Raw genomic sequence first — 7,704 nt, 5'->3', positions numbered from 1 at the left:
CAAAAAAGAACCCCTATTGAGATTGTCACTCAAAAGGGGTCTTTTTTAGCTTTTTAAAAGTTCTGTTTGTCTAATGAAACTTGATATTTTCGCGATAATCGGTTCAATTGAACTTTCATCCTTCATAATATCGTACTCATTAATGTTTAATCGAAGAACTGGGCAAGCATTAAAATTATTGATCCATTTTTCATATCGACCGTGCATTTCTTCCCAGTAGGAAATCGGTGTTTGCTGCTCCATTGGTCTACCACGTTCATGAATTCGACTAATTATATCATCAAGACTACCTTCAAGATAAATTAATAAATTCGGATGAGGGAAATAAGGTGTCATCACCATTGCATCGAAGAGGTTGGTATAGGTTTCATAGTCAACAGGTGCCATTGTTCCCTTTTCGTAATGCATTCTTGCAAAAATGCCTGTATCCTCATAGATGGAACGATCTTGGATAAATCCTCCGCCATATTCGAAGATTTTCTTTTGCTCTTTAAAACGTTCAGCTAGGAAATAGATTTGAAGGTGGAAGCTCCATCTTTCAAAATCAGAATAGAACCGATCTAAATATGGATTTGTATCTACTTTTTCAAAAGAGGTTCTAAATCCAAGGGCATCGGCCAAGGCCTTTGTCATGGTAGATTTCCCCACGCCAACGGTTCCAGCAACGGTGATCACTGCGTTACTGGGGATATCATATTTATTACGCAAATTCATTATGTCTAACTCCTTTTTCAAGAATGATGTCATCTATTTTGGATAGAATCTGATTAAGGTCTTCTTTATTTTGGACAAAGTCAATTTGGTCCCCATTAAATCGAATGACAGGAATATCTGGATGGGATTTTTCGAACTCTGTCATGAATTGCTCATAATCACGGCTTAATTGACTTAAGTATGCAGGATCTATATTTTTTTCAATGTCCCTGCCACGCATTTCAATCCGCTCTAATAAAGTATCAAGACTTGCATGTAAATAGATTACGACATTCGGAACAGGCATATCTGCCGTTAAAATTTTGTAAATCTGAAGATATTTTTGAAACTGATGTGTTTTCAATGTACGTTCAGCGAATATTAGGTTTTTGAATATATGATAATCCGCAACAACCGGTTGATTTTTTTGTAGGAAAAAATGCTTAATGTCTTCAAGTTGTTTATATCGGTTACAGAGGAAAAACATTTCTGTTTGAAAGCTCCACTCATCAATATCAGTATAAAATTTCCCCAAAAATGGATTTTCATCGACTATCTCTTTAAGTAAGGCAAATTCGAAGCGTTCTGAAATCGCCTTAGCGAGAGAGGTTTTTCCAACACCGATTGGACCCTCTACAGTAACAAAAGGAATCCTACTACCCATCTCGTGTCCCCCTTTTTATCTAATCAAATGCGCCTTGGCGTATTTGCGCCCGATTTTTAGGCCCACAGGATGTGGGTTATAAAGACGTTGCCACAGGAAGTGGCGCTTTTAGTCTTTGAACTTTCTGCTCGAAAAGTTTCCTTTGAAAAATCGTGGCATCCGCCGGAGGCTTTAACTTTATTCAGCTATAACTTAAATACCGCGCATATTTGTATATATAATTCCATTCTTATGTCCAATAGGAACTTGTGTTGAATAAAGTTAAATTGCACAGATAAGGATTATTTTATCATAGGTACGATGAAGATTGTTAGGTATTGTCGAAAAAACAAATTGGGAAAATTTGAAGTCAAAAGGATGTAGCGTTCTTAGTTTTTGCTCTTTAATACCGAAAAATAAAAGGAACCCGCATAATCGGGTTCCTTAGAAGGATTCTATCTTTTTACAACATTAAAATTGCTTGTAATCAAAAGCCAGTTTTGTGGGAATGGAAGTCCAAGCTTCCAATAACTAATTCCTCGTAAATTTAATTCTTTAATTAAATCAAACTTTGCTTGGATACTTCTTGCATCTTCAAACCAAACTTTATGCTGCTTTCCGGCTGAGTCCGTATAGTCAAAGTGAGGTGCTTGTGCTTTTGTGTCATATTGAATTGGAACATTATTTTGCTTTGCGATTTCAATTGCTCGCTGTGGGCTTACAGCTTTTGCGTACTCGCCACCTTGAACAAATGGAAGTGTCCAATCATAGCCATAGAGGTTTTGCCCCATCATAATTTTAGATGCTGGCATTTCAGAAATGGCATATTCAAGAACCTCTCGAACTGGGCCAATTGGTGATACCGCCATCGGTGGTCCGCCACTATATCCCCACTCATACGTCATAATAACGACAAAGTCGACAATTTCGCCATGTGCTTTATAATCATGGGCTTCATACCAATCTCCTTTTTGCTCGGCACTGGTTTTGGGAGCAAGTGCTGTTGAAAGAAGCCAGCCCTCTTGACCAAAGCGCCGCTTCGCTTTTCGTAAAAAATTATTATAGGCCTCGCGGTCTTCGGGACGTAAAAATTCCATATCAAAATGAATATCTCGGAAACCATATTTCTTTGCCGTTTGTACGATTGTATTTAAGAGCTTATTTTGGATATTTTCATTATTAAGGACTAGTTTACCTAATTCGTCACTAAATTGACCGTTTTCTAAATTTGCAACAACCATCATTAATGTCACATTTTGTCCTTTTGCGATACTTGGAAAATTATTCAACAAGGGTTCCTTTAAAGTGCCGTCTCGTTGTATTTGAAAGTTAAAAGGGGCTAAGTAGGTTAAGTATGGAGCTGCTTGTCGTGTACTTCTTTCAAGAGCGGGACTTACTGAAGAACCTAATGGTTCAACATAAGCATTGATTTCTGCATTTCGTTTCGGACGTTCCGGTATATAGAGTCTAAGTCCAACTTGTAGTGGTCGATTAGGTGGAATTTGGTTTGTTTGTGCTAATTGCTGATAATTAATTCCAAATTTATTGGCAATGGACCAAAGACTATCACCAGGTTGCACCCAGTAAAACTGACCAACAATCGGGATAACCATAGCCTGACCGACCACTAAGTTATTAGGTTCAGGAATTTGGTTTGCACGAACAATTTCATCGGCCGTTGTGCTATATGCTTGTGCAATTCCAGATATGGATTGTCCCTGTTCTACAACATGAATTTGCATGTTTGACCTCCTCATTCTACAATCTAGATAACACACCTTTATTACTCTATGAGAGAAAAGGGAAGATAATGCTTGGTTAAAGTGCCTAATTGCCATGTAAGGGAGTATTTAATCCGATGAAGTCTGATGAGTATTATATGAAATTAGCGATTGAAGAAGCAAAAAAGGCAGCAGCGATAGATGAAGTACCTATAGGTGCCGTCCTAGTTATAAATGACGAAGTGATTGCTACAGCCCATAATCTTCGTGAAACACAGCAGCGCTCAATTGCACATGCAGAGCTACTTGCAATTGATGCAGCATGTAAACAAACTGGTTTTTGGAGATTAGAGAACGCAACTTTGTATGTCACGCTCGAACCATGTGCAATGTGTTCAGGAGCGATTGTATTATCCCGGGTGAAAAGGGTTGTATACGGTGCAAAAGATCCGAAAGGTGGATGTGCAGGAACTTTGATGAATCTTTTACAGGAACAAAGATTTAATCATCAAGCAGAGGTTATTTCAGGTGTCTGTGAAGAAGAGTGCGGACAGCTGTTAAGCACATTTTTCAAAGAGATCAGAAGGAAGAAGAAAGAAGGAAAGAAAACGTCGACTGGTACAATTTGAAAAAACTTACAGTTGGTATTGATTGATTTTTTTTGGCTGAGCCTTTATACTAAGGATGTGTCACAAAGACACCTAACAATTTGGTATCAATTTTGCCGTGCTAAGCGGGGAGGTAGCGGTGCCCTGTACTCGCAATCCGCTCTAGCGAGGCCGAATCCCTTCATAGAGGGTAGTTATTGTAGGGTCTGACTCAAGTAAGTGGTGTTGACGTCTGGGTCCTACGCAATGGGAACCCGTGAACCCTGTCAGGTCCGGAAGGAAGCAGCAGTAAGCGGACTCTCCCATGTGCCGTAGGGTTGCCTGGACCGAGCTAACTGCTTGAGTAACGCCTGGGGTAACTATTCGACGGAAGGTGCACGGCAGTTATACTACATAAAACAACTCACTCATTCGGGTGGGTTTTTTTATTATTATTTTTCATAATGGTATAATCACTTTGTACAGAATATTCACTTCCTGTATAATAGGAAATGGACGATAAGAAGGAGGGGCAAAACCAATGGCATATCAAGCATTATACCGTGTCTTTCGACCACAAGCTTTTCATGATGTGGTGGGACAAGAACATATTACAAAAACCTTGCAGAATGCCCTTCTTCAAGAGAAGTTTTCACACGCCTATCTTTTTTCAGGACCTAGGGGAACAGGAAAAACAAGTGCTGCGAAAATTTTTGCGAAAGCAGTCAACTGTGAGCACTCTCCTACAGCTGAACCATGTAATGAGTGTGCGGCATGTAAAGGAATTACAGATGGCTCAATTGCTGATGTGATTGAAATCGATGCTGCATCGAATAACGGTGTCGATGAAATCAGGGATATTCGTGATAAAGTGAAGTATGCTCCAAGCGCAGTACGGTATAAGGTTTACATCATTGACGAAGTTCATATGCTTTCAATTGGAGCATTTAATGCCTTACTGAAAACATTGGAGGAACCTCCACGACATGTTATTTTTATTTTAGCAACGACTGAACCGCATAAAATTCCATTAACGATTATTTCTAGATGTCAACGCTTCGATTTTCGTCGCATTACCACACAAGCAATCGTCGGACGAATGAAAACGATTATAGCTGAACAAGATGTAAAAGTTGATGAACAAGCTCTTTATGTAATTGCAAGGGCAGCTGAAGGTGGTATGCGGGATGCCTTAAGCTTACTTGACCAAGCGATTTCGTTTAGTGATGAAGAGGTTAAGCTTGAGGATGTTCTAACGATTACGGGAGCTGTTTCGCAATCCTTTTTAACGAATGTGGTCAGAGCAATTCGCGATCGTGATGTTCGAACGGCTCTAAAGACATTGGATGAAATGATGGACCATGGGAAAGATCCGATGCGCTTTATTGAAGATATCATCTTTTACTATAGGGATATGCTTTTATATCAAACTGCCCCTCAGTTAGAAGAAGTATTGGAGCGGGTCTTAGTCGATGAAGACTTTACTGAACTTGCAAAAAGTATACAAGGGTCTGAAATATACGAAACCATTGATATTTTAAATCGAGCGCAACAAGAGATGAAGTGGACGAATCATCCTAGAATTTTTCTAGAAGTAGCGATAGTGAAGCTTACCCAAATGGAGCAACAGCAATCTCTAGAGTCATTGCCACAGATTGAAGGCTTGATGAATAAAATAAATAGGTTAGAATCTGAACTTACAGCTATTAAAGAAAAAGGTGTGGCAGCCCATCCACAGGATGCCAAGCCAGCCGAAAAACGTCCTCAAAAGTCATCAAGAAATGGCTATAGGACACCAGTCGGGAGAATTAATGAGGTATTAAAGAGTGCAACAAGACAAAATCTTGACTTATTAAAAGGAAAATGGGGCGATATGCTAGACCAGCTTCGCACTCAAAACAAAGTATCGCACGCAGCCCTTTTAATCGAAAGTGAGCCTGTTGCAGCTTCTACCAATGCTTTTGTGTTAAAATTTAAATATGAAATCCATTGTAAAATGGCATCTGAAAATCCAGAAGTAAAAGAAAATCTCGAAAATATTCTTTCTGGATTAACTGGACATAGGTTTGAAATGATTGGTGTACCAGATGATGAATGGGGTAAAATTAGAGAAGAGTTTATCCGTGGGCAACGAACTGATGATGATGATGAAAGACCAGAGGATACTGAAGACCCTCTTATTGCAGAAGCAATGAAAATCGTTGGTTCAGAACTCATTGAAATAAAGGAATAATAAGAGTAATTTTAAGGAGGAAACGAACATGATGCGTGGTGGCGGAATGGGAAATATGCAAAAAATGATGAAACAAATGCAGAAAATGCAAAAGGATATGCAAAAGGCACAAGAGGAACTTGCTGAAAAGGTAGTTGAAGGAACTGCTGGTGGTGGCATGGTCACTGTAAAAGCAAACGGCCAAAAAGAAATTATTGATGTCATTATTAAAGAAGAAGTGGTAGACCCAGAAGATATCGAAATGCTTCAGGACCTTGTATTAGCAGCGACCAATGATGCTTTAAAGAAAATCGAAGACCTTACAAATGAAACAATGGGTCAATTTACAAAGGGAATGAACCTACCGTTCTAATCGTCGGTTTGAAAGGACTTAGATAGATATGCATTATCCTGAACCAATATCTAAGCTAATAGATAGCTTTATGAAATTGCCAGGTATCGGACCTAAAACGGCCGTGCGTCTGGCTTTTTTTGTATTAAATATGAAAGAGGACGTCGTGCTTGATTTTGCAAAGGCACTTGTCAATGCGAAACGAAACCTCACATATTGCTCTAATTGTGGGCATATAACAGATAGAGATCCATGTTACATTTGCGAAGATGAACGTCGTGATAAAACCGTTATCTGTGTACTTCAAGATCCAAAAGATGTTATCGCAATGGAAAAGATGAAGGAATACAATGGTTTATACCATGTGTTACATGGAGCTATTTCTCCAATGGATGGTATAGGGCCGGAGGATATCAAAATACCTGAATTACTCAAAAGACTTCAGGATGATACTGTACAAGAAATTATTTTAGCGACTAATCCGAATATCGAAGGGGAAGCTACCGCTATGTATATTTCCCGTCTGCTAAAACCAACAGGAATTAAAATTACAAGAATTGCACATGGCTTACCTGTTGGTGGAGATTTAGAGTACGCTGATGAAGTAACGCTATCCAAGGCGCTTGAAGGACGTCGTGAACTATAGGAGGTCTTTTATGCTTTTTAAAAAGAAGGGAAAACTTCGAAGTGAATTTAATCAAAAGCTCTTTACTCAGTTAGAAATCGCAAAGAAGGAATGGATGAGACAGAAAAACCTCATTGAAAAAAGTATTGAACCTTCTGATGACATTTTAAACGAACTAAAAGTAGCGGAAACAAAATACTTCTTTTTATTAAGAGAAGCAAAAAGGCGAAAAGTATTTCTATAAAATAAATCCTACCAAGGGGAAATATGAGTCCTAAGGTGGGATTTTTTTGTTAATAGAGCTTGCTAAATAAAAATAGGACAAGAGGTTCTTAAAAATCTTCGCCCACATAGAATAGTAGTACAAGTTGTGCGAAGGAGTGAGGTTTGATTGGAACCAAAGATTGTAATATCAATACTTGGAGGATTGATCGTGCTTGTACTTCTAATGGGAGCTCCTCTAAAGCCCATACGACTAGTAGGACAAGTATTTGTTAAAGTTCTAATTGGAGCGTTGTTTTTATTTTTCTTAAATGCATTTGGAGCTTCATTTGATTTGCATGTTCCGATAAATCTAGTTACATCTGCTGTTTCTGGTCTACTCGGTCTTCCAGGTTTAGCTGCACTCGTCATTATAGATTTATTTATTATAGGATAAAAAAACAAATGGGTCTCATTTGTTTTTTTTATTTGGTAACGAGCGCATTAAGTTAATAAGGAAAGCGTAGGATTGTTTTTGAAATTATTTTAGTATAATTTATTGACATTCTACTTAAGCGGGTGTATATTTATATTCCTCACAGGGAATACCAAATGAATAAGAAAACATTTTAAATAGTGGTTGACTTATTTTTGTGAGGATGTTATATTA

General features: G+C 38.4%; 9 protein-coding genes and 1 other RNA gene. 7 read left to right on the top strand and 3 right to left on the bottom strand.

Going from position 1 to position 7,704, the window contains the following annotated elements:
- Window positions 1-45 precede the first annotated feature (45 nt).
- The 3 genes from RGU12_RS13535 to RGU12_RS13525 all read right to left on the bottom strand — a co-directional run bounded on the left by RGU12_RS13535 (window position 46) and on the right by RGU12_RS13525 (window position 3,078).
- The gene (locus tag RGU12_RS13535; RefSeq protein ID WP_309536580.1) at window positions 46-714 is read right to left on the bottom strand and encodes a deoxynucleoside kinase; all 669 of its coding nucleotides are present in this window, start codon (window positions 712-714) and stop codon (window positions 46-48) included.
- Window positions 701-1,357, bottom strand: coding sequence for a deoxynucleoside kinase (locus RGU12_RS13530; RefSeq protein ID WP_309536579.1), 657 nt, complete (start codon window positions 1,355-1,357; stop codon window positions 701-703). The genes RGU12_RS13535 and RGU12_RS13530 overlap by 14 nt, the downstream gene beginning before the upstream one ends.
- A 434-nt stretch (window positions 1,358-1,791) precedes the next feature.
- Window positions 1,792-3,078 (bottom strand): glycosyl hydrolase family 18 protein, encoded by a 1,287-nt coding sequence (locus tag RGU12_RS13525; RefSeq protein ID WP_309536578.1) that lies wholly within the window; start codon window positions 3,076-3,078, stop codon window positions 1,792-1,794.
- A gap of 116 nt (window positions 3,079-3,194) precedes the next feature.
- On the opposite strand from RGU12_RS13525, the gene tadA reads away from it, so the two are divergent.
- The 7 genes from tadA (at window position 3,195) to RGU12_RS13490 (ending at window position 7,491) form a co-directional block, all read left to right on the top strand.
- Window positions 3,195-3,686, top strand: a complete 492-nt coding sequence (tadA, locus tag RGU12_RS13520) for a tRNA adenosine(34) deaminase TadA (RefSeq protein WP_309536577.1) — start codon at window positions 3,195-3,197, stop codon at window positions 3,684-3,686.
- 95 nt (window positions 3,687-3,781) lie between these two features.
- Window positions 3,782-4,046: signal recognition particle sRNA large type (gene ffs / locus RGU12_RS13515), an RNA gene on the top strand.
- A 139-nt stretch (window positions 4,047-4,185) separates the two neighbouring features.
- Window positions 4,186-5,877, top strand: coding sequence for a DNA polymerase III subunit gamma/tau (gene dnaX, locus RGU12_RS13510; protein WP_309536576.1), 1,692 nt, complete (start codon window positions 4,186-4,188; stop codon window positions 5,875-5,877).
- A 31-nt stretch (window positions 5,878-5,908) separates the two neighbouring features.
- Window positions 5,909-6,229 (top strand): YbaB/EbfC family nucleoid-associated protein, encoded by a 321-nt coding sequence (locus RGU12_RS13505; RefSeq protein ID WP_309536581.1) that lies wholly within the window; start codon window positions 5,909-5,911, stop codon window positions 6,227-6,229.
- Between the two features lie 28 nt (window positions 6,230-6,257).
- Complete coding sequence (recR, locus tag RGU12_RS13500) at window positions 6,258-6,854, top strand: recombination mediator RecR (RefSeq protein WP_116354845.1); 597 nt, start codon at window positions 6,258-6,260, stop codon at window positions 6,852-6,854.
- Between the two features lie 10 nt (window positions 6,855-6,864).
- A complete protein-coding gene (locus RGU12_RS13495) occupies window positions 6,865-7,077 on the top strand; it encodes a YaaL family protein (protein ID WP_309536575.1) in 213 nt (70 codons plus the stop codon).
- A 147-nt stretch (window positions 7,078-7,224) separates the two neighbouring features.
- Window positions 7,225-7,491: a pro-sigmaK processing inhibitor BofA family protein gene (locus tag RGU12_RS13490; RefSeq protein ID WP_116354843.1), complete on the top strand. Its 267-nt coding sequence runs from the start codon at window positions 7,225-7,227 to the stop codon at window positions 7,489-7,491.
- The last annotated feature ends 213 nt before the right edge of the window (window positions 7,492-7,704 follow it).

Origin of the sequence: Ferdinandcohnia sp. QZ13 (assembly GCF_031324165.1) — a bacterium.
GTDB lineage: Bacteria > Bacillota > Bacilli > Bacillales > Bacillaceae_L > Ferdinandcohnia.
This window is presented reverse-complemented; position numbering and strand designations above follow the sequence as displayed.